17 protein-coding genes are annotated in these 20,414 nt (G+C 59.1%); all 17 read right to left on the bottom strand.

Annotation, left to right across the window (positions count from 1 at the left end; translation table 11 throughout):
* Positions 1 to 16 precede the first annotated feature (16 nt).
* Positions 17 to 802 carry a thermonuclease family protein gene (locus ABIL25_06180; GenBank protein MEO0081862.1) on the bottom strand — a complete coding sequence of 262 codons (786 nt, stop codon included), beginning with the start codon at positions 800 to 802 and terminating at the stop codon, positions 17 to 19.
* Positions 803 to 856: 54 nt separating this feature from the next.
* Positions 857 to 1,702, bottom strand: coding sequence for a zinc transporter ZupT (zupT, locus tag ABIL25_06175; protein ID MEO0081861.1), 846 nt, complete (start codon positions 1,700 to 1,702; stop codon positions 857 to 859).
* Entirely contained in the window at positions 1,702 to 2,121 is a 420-nt protein-coding gene (locus ABIL25_06170; protein ID MEO0081860.1) for a metal-dependent transcriptional regulator, read from the bottom strand. The genes zupT and ABIL25_06170 overlap by 1 nt, the downstream gene beginning before the upstream one ends.
* Before the next feature lie 358 nt (positions 2,122 to 2,479).
* Positions 2,480 to 4,285, bottom strand: a complete 1,806-nt coding sequence (locus ABIL25_06165) for a hypothetical protein (GenBank protein MEO0081859.1) — start codon at positions 4,283 to 4,285, stop codon at positions 2,480 to 2,482.
* A gap of 72 nt (positions 4,286 to 4,357) precedes the next feature.
* Complete coding sequence (locus ABIL25_06160) at positions 4,358 to 5,104, bottom strand: hypothetical protein (GenBank protein MEO0081858.1); 747 nt, start codon at positions 5,102 to 5,104, stop codon at positions 4,358 to 4,360.
* 60 nt (positions 5,105 to 5,164) lie between these two features.
* On the bottom strand, positions 5,165 to 6,742 hold the full coding sequence (locus ABIL25_06155; protein ID MEO0081857.1) for a hypothetical protein: 1,578 nt from the start codon (positions 6,740 to 6,742) through the stop codon (positions 5,165 to 5,167).
* Between the two features lie 204 nt (positions 6,743 to 6,946).
* Complete coding sequence (locus tag ABIL25_06150; GenBank protein MEO0081856.1) at positions 6,947 to 7,621, bottom strand: hypothetical protein; 675 nt, start codon at positions 7,619 to 7,621, stop codon at positions 6,947 to 6,949.
* 80 nt (positions 7,622 to 7,701) lie between these two features.
* Positions 7,702 to 9,159: a PQQ-binding-like beta-propeller repeat protein gene (locus ABIL25_06145; protein MEO0081855.1), complete on the bottom strand. Its 1,458-nt coding sequence runs from the start codon at positions 9,157 to 9,159 to the stop codon at positions 7,702 to 7,704.
* A 97-nt stretch (positions 9,160 to 9,256) separates the two neighbouring features.
* A complete protein-coding gene (locus tag ABIL25_06140; protein MEO0081854.1) occupies positions 9,257 to 9,877 on the bottom strand; it encodes a hypothetical protein in 621 nt (206 codons plus the stop codon).
* 274 nt (positions 9,878 to 10,151) lie between these two features.
* Positions 10,152 to 11,174 (bottom strand): hypothetical protein, encoded by a 1,023-nt coding sequence (locus tag ABIL25_06135; GenBank protein MEO0081853.1) that lies wholly within the window; start codon positions 11,172 to 11,174, stop codon positions 10,152 to 10,154.
* Between the two features lie 30 nt (positions 11,175 to 11,204).
* Positions 11,205 to 12,113, bottom strand: a complete 909-nt coding sequence (locus ABIL25_06130; protein ID MEO0081852.1) for an alpha/beta fold hydrolase — start codon at positions 12,111 to 12,113, stop codon at positions 11,205 to 11,207.
* A complete protein-coding gene (locus ABIL25_06125) occupies positions 12,106 to 12,774 on the bottom strand; it encodes a hypothetical protein (GenBank protein ID MEO0081851.1) in 669 nt (222 codons plus the stop codon). Before ABIL25_06125 ends, ABIL25_06130 begins: the two co-directional genes overlap by 8 nt.
* Positions 12,775 to 12,838: 64 nt before the next feature.
* The gene (locus ABIL25_06120) at positions 12,839 to 13,903 is read right to left on the bottom strand and encodes a hypothetical protein (GenBank protein ID MEO0081850.1); all 1,065 of its coding nucleotides are present in this window, start codon (positions 13,901 to 13,903) and stop codon (positions 12,839 to 12,841) included.
* A 92-nt stretch (positions 13,904 to 13,995) separates the two neighbouring features.
* Entirely contained in the window at positions 13,996 to 17,433 is a 3,438-nt protein-coding gene (locus ABIL25_06115) for a S8 family serine peptidase (GenBank protein ID MEO0081849.1), read from the bottom strand.
* 73 nt (positions 17,434 to 17,506) lie between these two features.
* Positions 17,507 to 18,835 (bottom strand): hypothetical protein, encoded by a 1,329-nt coding sequence (locus ABIL25_06110; GenBank protein MEO0081848.1) that lies wholly within the window; start codon positions 18,833 to 18,835, stop codon positions 17,507 to 17,509.
* Between the two features lie 84 nt (positions 18,836 to 18,919).
* A complete protein-coding gene (locus tag ABIL25_06105; GenBank protein MEO0081847.1) occupies positions 18,920 to 20,206 on the bottom strand; it encodes a hypothetical protein in 1,287 nt (428 codons plus the stop codon).
* Between the two features lie 2 nt (positions 20,207 to 20,208).
* Positions 20,209 to 20,414 (bottom strand): hypothetical protein (locus tag ABIL25_06100; GenBank protein ID MEO0081846.1); only part of this gene is annotated, 206 nt, incomplete at its 5' end.

Raw genomic sequence — 20,414 nt, 5'->3', positions numbered from 1 at the left:
CGGCAATCTGCGGACATCACTCCTCGACAATCTGGACTTGCTCCGGGTCCTTGATAATCATCTCGGGCGCTCCCTTGTATTCCTTAACAATACCGGTCACGCGCACGAACCGCTTCTTATAGTAATCTTCGGGCGCTGGCGGGAACTTCACCAGGTCAGTCGCGAACACCACTGCCTTGAAGTAATTCCGATAGTCCTGATGGAAATTCAGTATCAGCACCTTGTCCGACCGGTATGTGTCAACCACGAATCCCTCGACCGTGACCAGCCGGCCGATGAAACTGTCGGCCTTAGTATAGGGCACGACCAACAGCCCCCCTGAATCAGCTCGGACCTCGCCCAGTTTCTGGTTCAACAGCTTCATCGTCGGCGGCGTGAAAACGTTGAACGCCCAAAGTCCCCGGCCGATTCTGGCCGCGGTCTCCTCCAGCTTTGCCAGCGTGTCCGCGAACCTGAGACTCTCCTGAAACGGCTGGAACGCTGCGTAACCCCTGCGCACGAGTTCGGCATTCACGAATGTGTCGCCCAGATACACATAGCGCAGCAGCCGACCAAACTTGTCCTTGTCCTCTCTGTCCGACTCAAGTCGCACGGTCCGGCCGACCACGTACCGGCCGAGCATGTCTCTTGCGATGTCACCGCCCGGCTGGTATATCTCCGGCGCATCAATCCCAAGCAACCTGACTGCCTGACTGTCGGCGGTCAGAAATGTGTCGCCGTCAGACACAGCTCTGACCTGCACACTCTCCGCCGCGACCAGCATCGCAACGGCACACAGCCAAATGACAACGGTCTTCATCATCGTTCTCTCCTGAATCCCGAAGTCTAGCCGACCCAGCTCCTGAAATCAACCGGTCTAACGCAGCACCAGGATTGAGACGGCCATTAGCCCCATCCCGGCAATGATACCAATGACGCTGGCGTGCTCGAAGCCATACGCATACGAGCCGGGTATCAGCTCATCGAATGCGATGAACACCATCAGCCCGGCGACTGAAGCCAACATCACCGCAAGAAAAGTCGGGGTCAGAAGCGGCATCAGCACCGCGGCCGCAAGCAACGCGCCGACAAACTCTGCTGCCCCGGACAAGAACGCCCACCCGAACGCCTTCCGGCGTGAGCCGGTTGCGCAGAAAATCGGCAGGGCAACCGCCAGCCCCTCAGGGATGTTGTGAAGTGCGATGGCGCTGCCGATTGCAAGTCCCAGACCACGACTCTTGATTGCGCCCATGAACGTTGCCATGCCCTCAGGCAGATTATGCATGCCAATGCCGATGGCAATCAGAATCCCGGCACGGATCAACGCCGCCCGTTGTTCGCGGCCCCAGCCGTACCGGTGCCGATGCTGACCCCTGAGGCCGCCAAGTCCTGCCGCGAGGTCCGGGCACGCTTCACCCTGTGGCGCCGCACGGTCGGTCTGTTCACTGATGAACCGGTGGGGCACGACCGCATCAATCACGTACATTACCACCATCCCGGCAAAGAACGCGCCGACCGCGGGCAGAAATCCGAGGTCGTGAATTCCGGTGCTGAGCAACTCGGCAAACGACACGAACATCATCACCCCGGCTGAGAACCCAAGTGCGAAAGCCATCATCCTGGGTCCCGGCCGCTGGAGCATCATCCCGAGCAGGCTACCGAAGGCGGTCGCAAGCGACGCAAGCCCGGAAAGGACCAGCGCAAACACAAGATTACCGTGCATCAATGCCACCTTCTTCGCTGGCCGCGCTGAACGAAAGAAAGCAGTCGTGCGACTGTCTCCGGACTCAAGTGGTGCTCCAGCCGGCAGGCATCCTGTTCTGCGACCCTGGGGCTCACCCCCAACACCTCCGTAAGAAACACGCAGAGCAACCGGTGGCGCCGGTCCACCTCCCGTGCTACCCGTCGGCCCCGAACCGTCAACTCCACTCCGCCGTACCGCTCGTGCCGAACCAGACCCCGGGCCTCAAGGCCGGCTAAGGCCGACACGACCGAAGGCTTGCTTACGCCGAGTTGCCTTGCCAGCGCCGTTACCCTGACCGGGCCGGGTCTGCGGCTCACAACCAGAACGGCCTCGAGATAGTCCTCGCCGCTCGGCCCGAGCTCAGCCTGATGTGTGATACTTCTAACATTGTTAGCCATTACTAACTATACTCACCCCCGGCCTGCAAGTCAAGCATTAGTTCGACGGCTGCCCCCGCGCGGCAAACGCTAAATCTGCCTTTGACCGAACCACCTACGCCGAGCGTTCGGCACCCGGCAGTGGGACCGAGTAACGCACGAAAAACCATTGCCGTTGACAAAATGTTTGTGCCCCTTCGGTCCCACAATCGGCACCAGCCACGGCGCTTTCGCGCTCAGAGGCCCGGCTCAGCCTCGACCAACGAAGGACCTTGGCCGTAGCGAAAAACCCGCGTGTTCAGGTTCGGCTCGTCGGCGTAGAACCCTAATCACCTACAGCGAATGCCCCAGGATACCTCCTGTCAGTAACGGGAAAAGCCTATCGACAGCGGCTACGGCTTGGGTCCGGTCGTGATATTGGGATGGCCGACGCGTTTATGACTGCGCCGTCCGTACTGATTCGGGCGCCGTGGACCTTGTGCGCACCGCCACCGTCCGACCAAACAACCAGAGAGACAGTATCTAGGGAAGCCACTGCGGGCGAGAGACAATTCGGGCCTCGTCCCAACGTCAGCGGTTCAGAATCAAGCACCACGCCCATAGTCGAAACTCGACGAACCCTGATACGGTCCAGGGTTGAATACGCAACCAGGTAATCCGCTCCATCAAATGCCAGAGCCGGTTCGCTTCCCACAAATGATACGACCAAGGTACCGGCCACGGTACCGTCGGAAGTCACTATGGCTCCGTGGATACCACCTTCTTCTCTCTCCCAGGCTACGAAGAAATCTCTACCGTCAGAACACACAGCAGGGTTAGTCTTGCTTCCAGAACCATTGGCAATGAGTATCGGACCGGTATCCAGTGTCGCTCCTGACCCATCCAGACGCATCGCAACAATGACGGAGTCATCTGACCAAACCACGAGAAAACTAGTACCGTTCCAAACAACACACGTTCTGTCCCAGGATGATGATGATCGCGCAATGGTGACGGCGGGCGAGTCCAGCACTACACCATCGGAAGACAGGCGAACGGAACGGATCGCATCACGGTCCCCTTTGTCCAACCCTTCTCTCCATACCACGATGAATCCATCTGGGCCGGCAACGACTGATTGGGATTCGCTCCTGATGCCAGACGACTTGGCGATGCCCACGGCTCGGCACGCGAGTCCTGGCAAGGCAAGCACTTTCCCGCGCAGCCCGCTTTCGGCGCAACCCTCCGCATCAGAACATACTACAAGGATGCGATTCTGAGCAGATGCGATTGCGGGACCGGTGGGTTCTTCTGCTGTGTGGTTGACTGACACAAACAGCGGAATGCTCATCCGGTCCAAGACCTTCCCGTCGAAGGTGATTCGGGTACCGTAGATGCCGCTGGGAATGCGGTTATCCATCCAAGCAACAAGAAACCCATCGCCATCTGAGATAACGTTGGGACCCCTCTGACCAGGGTTCTCGGCGCAAGGGCCTTCGTCAATAATCGCCCTTGCCCTTCCGGAACTGTCTCTGCTCAATCCGTGCAGGGACCGGCCGGTAAACTCGTATGCCTGCAACCCGGCGCTGCCGTCTGCCACGTACACGTACCCGCCTGCGACATCCACGTCAAAGCCGCCCGGGTAATAGTCAAACCGTCCCGGCGTTTCGTAGAACCCTGCTTCTCTCAGACTGTCGGTGTCAGACACATCATAGACAACGAGGCAGTTATCTTCCCTGTTCCCGCCCTCAAAGCCTATGACAAACTCGTAATTCCCGATGCCGCAGAATCCTCTTGCTTCGACCCCGGGCAGACTATCAGCCACAACCTCCTTTGGATTCAGCGAATCGGCGATGCTGATGACTCTGTTTCCGTCGTCACCCTGAACCACAAGCGCGTGGCCTCCGCCGGGAATGTGCCGACCGCTTACGCGACCACTGGTCTCAATGTATCCCGCCGCTTGCGGATGTCGCGGGTCGGACACGTCAACGATGTGAAGGCCGGTCGGCTCGGTCCCGACATACGCGTACCTACCGGACACCTGCACGCACGCGGCCCGAGCTGAGTCCTTTAGCACCAAGCCTCCAACAAACCTGACATTGAGCGAATCCGCCATTGCCGGACCAGTGAGACTCACTACCGGTACCAGGAAGATGAGAGCACCGCTTGACCGCCTGTTGGTCATTTCCATTCCTCTCTTGGACATATGCGAAGCTATACGTTACCTGTTACTTGTCAAACTTCTCGCCTTGCCCTACAGGCCGTGGTGCGTACGACTCTATCTGCCCGGAGCCCACGGTTCCCAGTCATCCCGCGGCGCTACCAAAGACACGCTGATGCCTGCGGAGAGTGTCAGGCGCCGGACGTCGGGATTCGGATAGACCGCAGTACTCTCGGCGAAGTCCCACTCCAGGTACCGGGTCCAGACCGGCACGCCGGCAGACAGCACCGGCATTATGCGCACCCGGTCTCCCAGCATCAACGGAAGGCCGCCGCTGGCGATGATGTCCCAGGACTGTTCATCGCTCCTGCCGAACTCGAAACTGCTTTCTTCCCTTCGGTAGCCGGCTCCGAGCGAAGCCGCATATCCGACCACGCCGGTTCCTCCGCTGACAAGCAGGCTACCGCCCAGCCGCTTGCGGGTGTCGGCGAACGCCATCGGTAGGATGGCAAACGATCCGGCAGCGTCCGCGACCAAGGCGAATGCCGGCTCACCATCCCAGAACGTGTACTTGGCTGAGAGCCCTGCCGCGCCCAGCCCAAGCCTCAGTCCCAAATCGCAGTTACGAAAAAGCCCGAGGCGCAGAGCGTACATCGGAGCCGGGTGAAAATCCCCAGACCACCAGTCCAAGTGAGGAATGCCGCTCAGCTTTCGCACGTCGGCCTTCAACTCGACCGCAAGGATATGCTCCAGCTGGCCGGGCGGCGAAGTCCGTGCAGTCTCATACAGACCCGAACTCATACAGCCGGAGATGAGCAGGGTCAAGCAGTAAGGCAGCCACAACCTGGTCACGGTTCTTACCATAAGAAGCTCCTCTCTTCGGCTACGCTTATGCAGCCCGAATGGCAGCCTGGCCATCTTCTCCTACCTTGCTATGACGACTCTGCGAACGGCTTGAGCTTGTGCTTGGGCCTCCTTCACAAAGTACACGCCGGGCGCAAGCCCGCTCACGTCGTTCGGGCCTGACAACAGGTCCATCACCTTCCGGCCGCTCGCATCCAGCAAACAAGCGCCCACCGCTGACCACCGACCGCCGACCGCTTCAGGCAAGGACAAGCAATTTCGGACAATGGTGGCTTTTGGCTTGAAGCTTGAAGCTTGCGGCTTGTAGCCTCCCTCGATTCCTGAGGCCGGATTGAGACTGATAACGGTGAACTGCATCCCGCTCATCCCGGCGACGTAGACATTCCGGTCGGCTCCGAAATCAAGCGCCGCGGCAGCGTCCACGTGATTCTCAGGCCCGTTGTACCGGCAGACCCACCTTTCGCTGCCTGCCTGCGTCAGGCTGAGAACAGTCAGGTCATACGACGTGCTGTCGGTATAGCTGGTGCCGCCAACATAGACGTTGCCGTCAGTACCAAGTGCCAGGGGATAATCATACCCTTGGCCTCCATATGTCCGGCACCGGTATGTCCATCGCTCGCCTCCTGCTGGAGCAAGGCTTACAACCGCGATGTCGTACGCGCTGTCGCTCCCGACGCTGTAACCAGATGCGTAGATGTTGCCGTCCTGTCCGTATGCCACTGCGTATGCCTCATTGTCGTTTCCCGTTCCGTTGTACCGGTACACCCAACGCTCAGCTCCAGTCTGTGTCAAGCTGACAATCGCGAAGTCGGCACCACCGCCTGCCGTCCACACTACTCCGGCAACGTAAACGCTGCCGTCCGGCCCGCAGGCCAATGCCCGGACGTAACCCAAGCCGGGCCCAAGGCTGTCGTGACGATAGACCCAGCGCACGCCGCCTCCCGGAGTCAGGCTTACCACGGTCAGGCGTACCGCAGTATCCGGCCCGGTGAAACCGGCCGCATAGATATTGCTGTCAGCACCACAAACAACTGCGGTGGCCATTTCGTAGTATCCGGCCGGGCCAGGGTAACGGTACACCCAGCGCTGCTGACCGGTAGAAGTCAAGCTGACCACGGCGAAATCCAAGTCATAGAAGCCAACTTGGCAGTAACCGGCCGCGTAGACGTTTCCGTCCACCCCTTGCGCAACTGCCTGGGCGAAACCGCCGCTATCGGTCGGACCGGCATAGTTGTACACCCAGCGCTCCTGCCCGCTCGCCGTGAGGCTGAGGACTGTGAAGTCGTACTTCTCCATTGAACCTCCTGCCGTGTCAAGGGCAGCCCCGGCAACGTACAGGTTACCGTCCGTGCCGCAGGCAAGCGGGCGGCTGACAAAGTCGGGCGCTGACGGCCAAGCAATCAAACCAGAACGTTGGTACATCCAGCGCCGGCCGCCTGCAGGGCTCAGGCCGACCACGGTCATCTGCGATAGACCCAATGTGTCATAGCAGGTCCCGGCTGCGTAGATGTTATTGACCGCACCACAGACAACCGCTCTGGCAATACCAACGAACCCTTCGTGTCGGTGCACCCATCGCAAGGTCTGGCTGCCGGCGACCGATAGAAAACCCAGCAGCACCAGTGCTAGTCGTTTCATGTTCACTCCTTTCCTGTCAGAAGTCCATCTTCATCACGGCTCTCCGGCCCGGCCCGCTGACAAAGTATCCAACATAGTCTCGTCGTCCTTCAGAACCTCAGGGCTTCGAACCTAGTGCCATAACACCCCGCAATGTTCGCCTTGGGCACATCATATCACCAATGCCCCTTGTTCGGATAGATGTGAACGCATTTTCTCGTCCTGCTACGGAACTACGACGATGCGGTGACCTGGAGACCAGAACGATTCGTTGAGGTTCGTATCGCGGGTACGCATTCGGACTATGTATGTACCCGGTGAAGGCACGGTGCGCGGTATTATGCAGGAAGTTCCATGTTCCCAATAGGAACCCCAAGGCCAGACGTCGCCATTTCCCCAGTCCACCTTGAACGAAACACTCTCTTTCTCGGGCTCGAAGACCGTAACTTGGACGTAGAAGCCATCACCCGCGGCAAGGCTGACCGTGTCCGGCCCGCTGAGTATGGGCGTATGCGGCGGAAGATTGCCGCCTGTTACCGCCAGGGCCGAACACGGCCCAGCCCAGTCGGACAGAAGACCATCGGCATCCTGAGCTTGGACACATACGGCATAGGTGTCCGCTATAACACAGCTCCGCTCTCCGGTCCAGTTGTACCGCGAGTATTCGCCCCAATCAGACGTGTCGCCGTCGTCCCAAGCGAAGCGCACGCGGACGTTGTCGCCCTCCGGGTCAGATACGCTGATGTTGAACCAGAGCGCCGAACCAGTGTGAATGCTGGTGGTGGCCATAACGAAACGTGGAGTGCCGGGTGGGGTATTGGCCGACGGCCTCTTGCAGCTCGGGCACAGCAATATGCTGAAAAAAGCTGCGAACCACATCGAACGTCTGTCCTTCCTCATACATCCCCCTCTAGAACCGCACGTTCACGAGCCTTGCATCACGCAACGAGAACAGCGACATGCACTCAGCGCCTCCGGCGCTACTTGCCTCCTCCCACCCGGCCGGTGTGCTTGGCGTCGTGCTGAAACATGGGCCAGCCGTCGGCACTCCCGGTGCCTGGCCCGACGATAGCGTAGAGGTAGCCGTCGGCCGAGCCGAAGTAGATGGTTCCGTCCGTGCCAATGGCGAGTGGTCCAATTGTCCCTCCAGCAGTGTAGGTCCAGCGCAATGTGCCGTCCGGGTTGAAAGCCAGCAGACGCCCTTCGTTAGACCCGACACAAATGACGCCACCGAAAGTAATCACCGGCGGCGATGCCCAGAAACGCACGCCTGCCGAGTAACTCCAGCGGATGGTGCCGTTTGGATTCAGGGCGTAGAACGTGCCGGCCTGAGTTCCGAAGTAGATTGTGCCGTCTGTACCGATGGCAGGCGTCACGCGAATATGCCCGTCTGCCAGGAAACGCCAGCGCTGCGAGCCATTGGGCCGGATGGCATAGAAGTAACTCGGCTGCGACCCGCCGATCGGGTTTGCGACCGAGCCGACGTAGATGGTGCCATCAGAACCGATTGCCGGGCCTCGCTCAACACCGCCATCAATATGGAACGACCAGATTTCGCTCCCGTATGGCGACACCGCACTCAGGCTATAGCTCCACCAGCCGCCGCAGTAGGCTGCGCCGTCGTCCCCTATCGGCGGCACAGCGTCACCGCCAACTTCATACCCGATATCAAACACCCACTTCAGAGTCCCGTTCGGCCGCAGGGCATAGAACTCACTATTGCCTCCGGCCACCACATAGACCGTGCTATCTGGACCAACCGTGATGCAGCCTGGTCCGTGTCCGGAGGGAACCGGAAACATCCACTTGGGGCTTCCGTCTGGATAGAAGGCGTAGAGCTGGTCGCCAAGACCGTCCACCCAGTAGCTCGCATAGATGGTGCCATCAGCCGCAAGGGCAACAGACCCAAATCCACCCGAGCCACCGGTCTGGTACTCCCACCGTCTTGTTCCATCCGGGTTGACCGCGGTGAGCTTGCCGCCCGAGCCAACGTAAACAGTGCCGTCAGCCCCGACCGCAGGCGAGCCGGTGGCAGAACTACCGACGACGCAGCGCCAGAGCAGCGTGCCTTCCGGATTAATCTGAATCTGGTGGGAAGCGGACCAGTTTGAGAGGCGAGCAGACGGATCCTTTGCCTGCGCCTTGACTTGGTAGGTGCCGGCAGCAGCCCACGAGTGGCTCGACCTGACGGAGTCACCAGACGCCACAAACGGACTCCAGTCGCTGGTGTCGCCATCGCCCCAGTCAAAACGGACTGCCACGCTGTCGCCATCCGGGTCGGCAGCCGACGCTGTGAACTGGTACGTCGTCGCCACCATGCCGGCGGTGATACCCGATGGTACAGTCGGCGCGTCGGGCGGATTGTTCTTTGGACAGCCAAGTGGCAGCATCGCCATGATGGCCATTACTAGTATCACGAACCATCGTTGCTTGGTCATAGCTACTCCTGTTTGTTTAGACTTCATCTGCTGACCGTGCTTTGGGCACAGTCCATTACTACCACCTATCTGAGACGGCCCTCGCGCGACCCGCATTTCAGAACCGCACGTTCACGAGCCTTGCATCAAAGGTGGTTCGGCTCGAATTGTCGGGCAACCGCTCCAGCTTCACAGCCAGCTCTGGTGGGCCCAAGCGGCTGTTGAATCCCATAGATGCGTACTTTGACCGGCTGAGGTTGTACCCAATGACCGCTCCGGCTGGTGGAAGTGCGGCGTAAGCCAAGAGGAGAGGCAGGTCATGCATGCCAAGGAACAGAAGTCCAGTTGTTACGGCGGTTCCTGCCGTGGACCCCAGCAATCCCGGCAGGAACGCACCCTGCTGCTCTGCGATGGCTCCAACAGCCGCAACGCCGATTGGAGTTCCGACCGTGTAGCCGACAACTCCACCAATGAACAGGTTAGCGTAACCGCTTAGGTCCAGCCATCCTCCTTCCCCTCGGGCCGGGAAGCGGCTTGCAGCGCAGACCACCCCCAAACCTGCGCCAGCAACTGCGCCCACGACCACCGCCCCGCCGGCTTCTGCGACAATTATGCCAAACGAGGGATTAGGTGGGGGCTCGTGCGGCAAACGCAGTCCGTCGGCAAGAACACCACCTGGCACGACCACCGAGAGTACTGGAAACACAACTACAGACAGCTTCTTTCCACAGTTCAGCATCTGTCCTCCCTTAGGGTCTCACGTTCGCGCGCCTTGCGTCAAAGGTGGTTCGGCTCGAATTGTCGGACAACCGCTCCAGCTTCACAGCCAGCTCCGGTGGGCCCAACCGGCTGTTGAATCCCATAGGTGCGTACTTTGACCGACTGAGGTTGTACCCAATGACCGCACCAGTGCGGGTCGAGTTGACCTGCAAGCTGGCAGTGTTGCGGCACCCGATACCAAGACCGCCAGGGCCAGAGACGCTGCTTTGCCCGTTGTCATCGCCACTCCCTGACTAGCTCGCGAGCGCGGCAATCACACCAGTGAGAAAGAATGCACCCAGGCATCCGAAGACGCAGGGTGCAGGCATGTTCACTTCACTGCCCGGGCCAAAGGTGGGCGAGGAAAGCCCGAAGCCGAACGAGGCGAAGGAGTTGGTGCCGAAGTTTTCTGTGAAAACAACGGTTCCCTTGAGGTTGCCCATCACCCTGAAATACTGGGTCCGGAACAGAATGACTCCCGCACTGCCAATGAGTGCCAGTCCGTCGTCCTCGGTCTCGTCGTCCTGCCCGGGCTTCACACACGACAGCTTGTGTACCCCGACTCCTCCGCCTACGTACGGAGTCACGTCTAACTTGGAGAAGAGCTTGTGCACCAGGAGGTCGAAATAAAGCTCGTTGTACGAGTTCTTTCCCCGTTTCAGACCCATCAAGCCTTGGACCAGAACGTCCGGCGTTTCATATGTCACTGCTGCATCAAGTGTGAAGAGCATCATGCCGGGGTCGGCCGGTATCTGTTGCACAAGAGGAAAAGTGTAGCCTGTAGTCAAGAAAACCGAGCTGCCCGCGGCCCGCCCCTTTCTTTCCTGGCTAGCGAACCTACCGACCTCGGCAGTGCTGCTGAATGGCGTCCGGTTCTTGATGGCCTGCGCAATCCGCTCAACAACCAGGTCCATCTCATCCATTGACCCGAGCGTAGCTCGGTCACTCAACTCTACCTTCCCAGCGGGCACGTCAATCAGACGGTACGAAATAATCAGTTTCGTGCCTACTCCAGCAATACCTCCGCTCACCACCTTCTGGACGCCAAGCGCCCGCCCGGTCGCAACCTGCTCTTCTACCGTTGCCGACCGAGTTCCGGACTCTGGACTGACTAGGGTGAAAGCGCCGAGGGCCTCAAGTCGTTCGCACAGCAGCACAGTTGCCAGACGCGCGTACTCGGTATCCACGCCGGTAGGTTGGAACTCGAATACTGCGGCCTTTTCCTGGCTCAAACTGACCGATACAAACAGTGATAGCAAGGCTGTTGCTTTGTGCATGGTACTACTCCTTTCCAGTCTTTGAGAACATTATCTTCCAATGAAGTCAGATACTACTTTACGATAGGTCGGATAGCCCATCACTTCGGGCAGGTCTGAGTGGTCGGCTTCGGCGACCACCTCGACCTTGAGTTCGGGCACCTTGCCCTTCGCCTTTTCTATCAGCACCTCAGCATGCCACTTGGGCACCGCCGTGACATCCTTCTTGCCGTAGACTATCATCACCCGGGCGTCCACCAGAGGGATGCGGCGTTCATTGTCGAAATCAGCCTTGGCCACGAAACTGCCCGGAATCGCCAGCACCGACCCTTCCTTCGCCAGCGCCGAGGTAGAGGCAATCGGGTTTTCCAGTACCAACGCGGCCGGCCGGCGTACGTCTGCGGCCAGGTACGTGGCAACGAAGCTGCCCAGAGACCAGCCGTAGTAGACCACCTTGGTCGTGTCCACGTCCCCGCGGCCACGTACGTAGTCAAGCGCGGCCCGGGCGTCGGCATAACACGCCTCGCCCGAGGCCGAGCCTTCACTCTTGCCATAGCCCTGGTAGTCGAAAATGAAAACGTTGTACCCCATTTCCCATAGCAACTCCACCCGGCCCCAATAACGGTTGATGTTCTCCCCGCGGCCGTGGCAGTAGAGAACAGTCGGTACGCTCAGGGAGAAGCCGGTATCAGGCTGTGCCTGGACGAAGAACCCGTAGATGGTATTGCCATTCTCAGACTGAAGTGAAACAGTCTCAATCAGCGAGTCAGGAATTACCCAGCGCACGTGCCAGTCTGAGTCCATATCTTCGGGCCGGAGATACTCACCCACCTGCGTCGGCTCGAACAAGAACGCGTCCAGACTCATACATCCGGCCAACAGCACAAGGCAAAGTGCCACCACCGCGGTCCTTACCTGTAACTTGTAACCTGTAACCTGTGGCTTGCTCTGACTACTCATACCATCCCCCAAACTGATAGTTGACTCCAAGCACAAACCCGACCGCGCCCTGTCCGGCAATCGGGATACGGTAGTCCACGCTCCTGGGACTGGCCTTCTCAGTCGGCGCATACCACTTCGCTTCAGCGCACAGCGAGACCCGTGACCCGAGCCTCACCTCCTCGCCGACGAAAGGTGCGAACACGGCATACGGCTTGTCTGCGAGCTGGTACATGCTCTGAATGCCGAAGTAGGTCAGGGACCTGTCACCCAATAGGTAGCTTCCGGTCACATCCAATTGGGGGAACAGGGCGTGCCCGTCCCCGGACTTCACCAGGGCCGCAAGCCCCGCGCTCGCACTGACCGCGGGCCTGTATTTCTTCTGGGTCAAAGGATGCCAGGCCCAGCCGGCCTCAAGCCCGGCCACGCCCAGTGCCGCGACCATCAAGTGTCCGCCCGCGTATATGCTCGACTTGTCGTTCACTCCGTACCGGTATCGCGCCACCGTGTAAGGAAGGGGAATGTCCATCCCGGCCACGTGCGCAACCGGCCCGCCCAGCCCGACTCCAAGTGCGGACTGCCCCTTGCGCAGTGCCCGGACCGACGAAACTGTGCCGCAACCGGCAGCGAGAACGGCAAGACCCCCTGTTAGTGCCAGCAGAAGAATGCTTACCCTTGTCACAACCAGCCTCCTTTTGTTGACTCTTGCCTAACGGACCCGTCCTATCGAACATTCTTGCCACGCGCTACGAGGCCAGCGCGATGACCAGCCCGGTGATGAAGAACCCTCCGATGACCGCACCGACGCATCCCGGACCCATCCTGACCGTCGCGTCAGGCCCGAGCGTTGGTGTGGTCACGCCGAATGCCACGCGCACGCTCGGCACCGCACCCCACTGGTTGGTGAAGGTCCACTTGCCGTACGCCGTAGTCATCAACCGGAAGTAGTAAGTCCGCAGGGCCAGGAATCCGACTCCGGCAGAAACCGACATCCCGTCGTCGTGAGCTTTGTTGTCGGGCTTGGTCGTATCGCGCCAGGAAAACCTGGTCACGCCGATACCGCCACCCATTATCGGTGCAAAGTCGCTCTTACCGAGAACGTAGTGACTCAACAGGTCAAAGTTGATGTCCGCCTCTCCCTGACGACCCCGCATCAACCCCATCTGGAGCATAGTCAGCATCTGCTGGGTCTCAAAGCTCACCGCCATGTTCAAATTGAACAGGTTCGGCGAGAAGCTGTAGTTCTCGACCATCGAGTCTCGTCCGCTTTCGGCGGGATGGAACTGGTACCCGGCGGTCAGAAACAGGCTGGCATAGGGCTGACGGGGATGCTTGAACCTCGGTCCAACCTCAGCCGAGGTCATTTTCTCCGGTTCCACAGTCTCGGCATAGGGCTTTTTCTCGGCCAGAGACGAGGCAACCCGCTCGGCCACAACCGGCAGTTCCTGCACATCGGGCAGCGTTACCCGGTCCTGCAGAACCAGCGCACCCGAAGACGCGTCCACCAGTTGATAGGTCATTATCTGCTGGCCGCCGATGCTCATTATGTTGCCCACCAGCGCGTTGTCGGCCCCATACACCCTGGCCGATTCTGCGGCCGCAACAACGCCATAGCACGATGTCCCGGGTCTGGGGTCTACGACGATGAACTTGTAGGTTCCGTTCAGTGCGTCCCGCAGCAACTGGGTGTTGGTCTTGACGAACCCGAGTTCAACCCCGCGGGGCTCAAAGTCGTACAGAAGAACCTTGACTTGCGGCAGCGCAATCGAACACAGCGCCACCAGTAGCAGCACAAACCTGAGCTTGGCCATCCTACCTCCTTTGGTTGGTCTTCCTGTTGAGTGCTTCTTCGCGGTCGAATACAACTGTGGCTTTCTCGGGCAGCTCGCAACACCAGGCGCGCTCATCTTACCACCACCAGCTTCCGGGACCTGCAGACGCCGTCCGCCTCCAGGCGCAGGATGTAGACGCCAGGTGCCATTCCTTTCAGGTCGAGCATTGCCGCTCCTGTACGCGCCACTTCCTGCTGGTTGACCTCGGCCGTCTTGAGTCTGCGGCCAACGACATCAACTAGCGTCAGACGTATCGGGCCAGAAGTGCGGAGGTCCTCACCGAAAACCAGGTTCCCGTTCACGGCCGAGACAACCGATGCGGCTGTCTTGGCCGACTGGGAGCCGGAGCCAGGCAACCAGGGGGGTGGGGCAGCGAGTTCCTCAATGTTCAACCCGGGCGTCACCGCCCAGAACTTCAGCGTGTTGTTACCCTTGAGGACGTAGAGGATGCCGTCCGCGCACGCGGCCGCACCGCCCTGTTTTATGTAGTGCAACCCCGCTGCCGAGGATGCCTTCCGCGCAGTGTCCCACGCTCCCCAGACATTAGCGCTGTCGCTTGCATAGTGGTAATACCGGAAGAGGCTGCTGCCGCCGCCGTACAGCGCATAGACCCTGTTGTTCTCCTGGTCGCAGGCCAGTGCGGCACCGTCCTTAGGGTAGCTACCGCTGACGGGAATCGTGGCCGGGAGACTGTCGAGGATGACCCACTTGCCGGTGTGCGGCAAGTAGCAGTAGAACTCCGTTTGGCGGTCGTGGTTCCTGCTCATTCCTTTGAGAGCAAACACCGCATCCTGTCCGGCAGCAAGGCAACTCCCCCTCTTGAAGGCCTTGCCTCGGGCCCCGCCCGGCGCGGACTCGAGGTCAGTGAGCCAGTGTCCGGTCTTGCAGTCAAAGGCGTACCATTCTCTGGTTTTTCCTTTCAAGCAGTACACTCGCTCAGTCCCCTTGCTTCGCAGATAGGCGAGCCCCGAGCCTGCCTTGATTCCCTTTTCTCCTGGCACATCTGGTAATCTTTTCCAGATAGTATCTCCGCGTTCTGTGTCGAAGCGCCAGAATTCCTTGGTCTTGTTGCCCTTTAGGAGATAAACGTATCGCTCGCCGTCGCAGGCTAGCGCGGCACCGGCTTTCACATTCTTCTCGGCCGGACAAGGGACGGAATCGGCAAACGTCCACTTGTTATTCCGAATATCGTATACGTAGAACTCGTTGGTGTTGTTCCCTTTGAGTGCGTAGATGAACCTGTTCCGCGCAACCGCCAGCGCGCCACCGGCCTTCACTCTGCGCTTCTTCGGCCCCAGGGGAATGGAATCGAGCTCCGTGCCAAACCATTCCCTCTGGGTGGAGAATGCGAAATCATCTATTCTCCACATCGTGCGGCCTCGTTCGCCGAAGTGAGCGACAAAGGCGATACGCACGTCCGCGTGGCCGGCAGCAAGTGAGGTGATGTCGTACCCCGTGCGGGAGTCGACTGCGCAGTCCTTCTGTGATCCCAGCACTACCCAGGAAGAACCGCCGTCGGCGCTGAGCAGCACGAAGGCTGTGTCTTCGTCAACTCCATCTTCATCTTGGAAATTGTTGTCATACGCTATGCCGTACGGGCCGGTGCCGGAGCAATCAAGGAGAGGGGTCATGAGCGTATCTCGAGTTTGCTCGAAGTCGAGGTAATCGGGGTCCGAGTAGATGCGGGCTTTACTTCCGCTCTTGTGCCAGTCATTAGTGTTCCAGGTAGGTACGGGCTCTGTCCCGCCGGCGATGATACGCCAGCCAGGCAGAGGGTTGTCGCCGAGTGGTCCCCAACCGTAGAACTTTTCTAAATAGGGAGGAATGAAAGGTTCTCGCACAACTCGAAGACTCACAATGTGTGTGTCGTTGGCGGTTCTCATGTCGCCGGTCAGTTCTGTCCAGACCGAGATCCTGTACCGGTCCTGGCGCCCTGCTGGTACCGGAGGCGACCAGTCTGGCGAGAACACAACGGTGTCTTGCTCGCGGCTGGCAAGAGACCCGCTGGACTCGTCCAGATCTTCGTACACGACAGCCCCGGTGGAATCGGTGATTTGTAGTTTCACGGGGAAGCCGAGCTGAGGCACGGACCCGCAGTTCTGCACTATGGCCTGAACGGTGACCGGAACTCCGCTGATCACCCACTGACGCAATGGGACACGAACGGTTCTCGCGTCGGTTTCCAATAGGGGGACAGCCGACAGCGCAGCGGCACAGTTGAGCCTACCCCACCCGTAGTTGCTGTTGGGGTACGGGTCTCCCTGAGAAGGCCGGTCGGCGTTGTCAAGAAGTATGTCATAGACCTGCTGATAGGTCAGATTCGGGTTCTTATCCAGCATCAGTGCGATGCACCCGGTCACATGAGGAGCGGCCTGAGAGGTTCCGCTCATGCGGCGATATCCAAAGAAATTGCTTCTGCACGACAGAATCTCATCGCCCGGAGCAGAGATGTCCGGCTTGGTGAGATTCCAGTCCGGTCTGCCCCAGTACTGGGGCTGGTTCCATGGTGGTTCATTCGGCGCCGGGCCACGACACGAAAAGAACGCTACGTTGTCATACTGGTCAGTTGCGCCAACACCGATGACAGTCGGGTAGTTGCCGGGCGCGCAGTCCGACGATGGTGGAGCGGGACTGCTCCACTCGTTGCCAATGGCAAAGACAGAGATGATGCCTAGAGCACGTAGATTCAGGCAGTCAGCCCAATACTCAAGAATCGTCCGGTAAGTGGTCCACGAATTGTTAATGACCCGCGGTGCGTTGTTTCCTAGCCCGGCATACCAGTTGAAGCAGGCGTGAATCCAGGAAGCCCTGCCTTCGCCCCATCGGTCTAGGGCCTTGGCCGCCATGACGCGTGCGCCCGGCGCCACGCCGCAGGCCCACCAGTAGTCTGCTATGATGCCTGCTACGTGGGTGCCGTGGCCATTGTCATCGTAGGAGTACGACTCTCCATTCACCGCATCATAGAAACCAACGCAGAGCCCGTACGTGTCGTCCAGCCCGGTGTCGACTGTTCCGACGACGACTCCCTCTCCTGTGTAACCTTCAGCCCAGCACTCCGGGGCCCTCACCATATCCAGATTCCACTCTTGGTCGTCGGTAGCATCTTCCACGGCAGGTGAAGCAGAGCCAAAGTCGACCAACATGACCACGAAGTCATCCGTGACATACTCGACATCTCCGCGCGCTACGATGGTATGGATTTCGTCCGGTCTTGCCTTCAGCGCGATGCAGTTGGAGAGCCAGAAGGGTTTGATGTCTGTGGCTGTTGTGGTGCGTAAGAATTCGAGCAGCGATGCCTGGGTGCGGTCAGCCCAAGTCTTCAAGTACTCCACCTTCTGCTCCCGTGTCGCACCATCCAACACAGACAGGTCGGCCTTTTCTTTCAGGTGTACGATGACCGGAATCATTTCATCTGGCCGCGCTGTGGCGAGTATCTCTTCAAGTTCCGGCACCATCCTACCGGCCAAGACAGCCGAAACCAGTACCAGAAACAAACATAGGCGGGTCATTGCGCCTCCTACGGTTGGCTTGGGGCACACTCCGAATCGTCGGATGATTCGGTTATGCCCCGCGCCTGTATTCTCATCTTGCTTTCACGGCTTTCGCAGTCTCGCTATGCTGACCGTCCGAGAAATGGACCAGATACACGCCGGCCGAAAGTTTGGCCGCGTCACAGCCGATCTCATACACTCCTGCAGACTTATACCCGCGCACCAACTCCTGCACCACTCTACCGTCCGGGCCAAGCAGGACGAGCATTACTTCAGAAGCGCTAGGAACTGAGTAACGGACAGAAAGTCTGCGGGTGAAAGGGCCGGACTTGAGTGCAAGCGTGTGAGTCCTGATCTTCGTATCACCCTGCTCAGCCACACCGGGCGGCAGGTTGTAGAACTCCGCACTTTTGAGCACAGCGGTGTCGGCCCCTTGTCTTCCTCCAAATACCCACATCTGCCATATCCGACCTCCCTGGCCGGGAGCAGGTATTAGGGCAGCAGCGTGGTGTTTTCTGGCCTGCAGCAGACTAGGAAACGTGGCCCAAGAGTCTGTTTTTGTGTCGTAGATGAAGCACTGGTTGGTTTCACTCGGCCACTTACCGTTTCCGGCCAAGACTATCCGGTTGGCGAATCCGGCCGGACCGGTCGAGTCAAAACCGAAAGCACGGGTCTCGGCCGAGGAATCCGGAAGGTCGGCGATTCTCCTCCAGCCAGCACTAGGATTGGCTGGGTCGAATACTTCGCAGATACGTCTAGGTGTAAGCACGTTTGGAACAAAGGTGCATCCGCCTAGTGCATATATCTTTCCGTTGACAACGGCAGAGGTTATGTAGCAACGGGGCAGGCTAAGGTCTGCACCGACCACCCGGGACCAGCACGCGCCTACTGGGCCCATCGGGTCAAATACCCAGGTCTCGCCGGTTAGGTACGGAGCCAGCGACTCGTTGAAACCGCCGAACACATACAGCTTGTTACCACAGACCGCGGCTGCGCCGGGTATTGGTATCCGGTTGCCGATGCGCATCGGCAGAAGGTCGGTCGAGACACTGCGTGCGTTGTTTGTGACCGGGTAATATGCTTGCACTGCATCGGTTTTCTGGCCCCGGCTGCGCCGACCACCGACAATGTAGAAACCGAAGCTGTCGGACGGAGCGTAACCGTCCCTGAGCCCACAAATCGTGTAGTTGGACACAGGTATCGGCATTTCCACTCTTGTGTCCCGGTAGGTGCCGCTGTCCGGGATAAAGCACCAGACTGAACCGTCAGTATCATCATCAGCCAGTCGGCCGCCCAGAAAATACACCTTGCCGGTCTGAGATGAGTACTCGCCATCGAAGCGCGTGAAGCGGAACCCGGTCTGTGGTCCTGTCTGCCAAAACTGACCAAGAACCAGCATGGCAGTCAGGTATATGGACATCTCCGACCTCGTCTACTCGGTTCGACCAGAACCCGACCCCTTTAGGGCTCTGGGCGACATCTGGTCCCCCTCGGAACCGACGGGCTACCTGAGAATTGTCAGCTTCCGCGACTCAGCGTGGCCCAAGGTTGTAAGCCCGAGAAAGTAGGAACCCGGCTGCAGCCCGGGGATGATGAACGTCCCGCTGCTGCTCGTACCAGACCACACGTGCTGACCAAGGCAATTGCGCACGGTCAAGAGCGCCTGTCCTTTTCCTGAGTAGTGGACCTGAACCAGACCGGCAGCATGGCTGGCAGCCGTGACCTGCACTTGCGTTGAAGACATCCGCCGTCCAGTAACACCGGGCTCAGATGAACTAGCGAAAATCCCGGCAGGATTGTAGAGCCAGAATTCATTGGTATTCTTGCCGATGATGCAGTACAGACCATTAGTGCCCGCAGCCAGGGACCGGCCGCACTTGATGCCCTCGGCACTTACTCCGTTTGCTACCTCGCCGACATACCCCCAGGAATCGCGCTCCGGCACGTACACCCAAAACTCCCTGGTACTGCCGCCCTTCACCGCCCAGACCTTGCCGTCATAGTATTCAAGGCAAGCACCCTCTTTCACTTTCTTGCGTTTGGATGACATCCCGGGCGCGGCTGACGGCAGAGACCGCGCCGAAGTCCATGACCCGGTCCACGTACCGATGTTGGTCTTGAACAGTCGGTTTTCTCCGTCGCAGTAGGTAATGAAGAAGACATTACCGGCGCCGTCGCTAGTTAGGCCGCTTCCAGCCTTGGCCTTCTCGACGGGCAGCGACGCAGGCGAAGCCGGTTCCCAGCCTCTAGTTTCCAGATTGAACCGTTTCCATTCGTTGGTATTCGACCCGCTCAGCGCATAGATGTACTTCTTGCCAGCATACTCGACGCATACCGCAGCACCATTCTTCACGCCCTTGGTGAAGTCCGGGGAAGCGTACGACTCAAACGAGTTCGCCAGCGTGTCATAGCGAAAGAACTCGTTTGTTCCACCCCCTTTCAGCACGTACACGTGCTGACCGTCATTTACAATCCAGGCGCCTTTCTTGGCCTTCTTCTTGTCAGGTCCCAGTGGAATCGAGCAGGCGAAAACCCAGGTGTTGGCGGCGATCGAGTACTTCATGAAATCGGGCTTGTTATTGCCGAGGACAAGATACACTTTGCCGCCGAGCACGATTATTCCGCCTCCGCCCTTTACCGCCTTGCCGCTGGGCTGGCCGTTGACGTCCTTCAGCCTGGTCCACGTCCCCAGCATCATTCCTTCGGTGGGATTATCTGCCGGAGGGACCGCAGCAACAGCGGCGACTGCCAAAACGAAGACAGCAGCTGTAAAGATTAATCTCTTCTGCATCACTACCTCCTATTTCTCGCCAATCTCACTAGCGGCGAGGGGTCTAGCTCCGTCGCCGCAATTGTACCCCCCCCTGCCACCCTGTCAAGCCGGCGCGTTGCCTCACCAAAAATGTACTCGAAGCTACCCCGTTGCCTCACGTAAGAAAAGTACTCGAAACAGGAGGCATAATCTGACCAGCCCTTACCATGAAAGGAGTTGGTCAGAT

Source organism: candidate division WOR-3 bacterium, from assembly GCA_039801365.1.
Classification (GTDB): domain Bacteria; phylum Hydrothermota; class Tepidihabitantia; order Tepidihabitantales; family Tepidihabitantaceae; genus JBDRUN01.
This window is presented reverse-complemented; position numbering and strand designations above follow the sequence as displayed.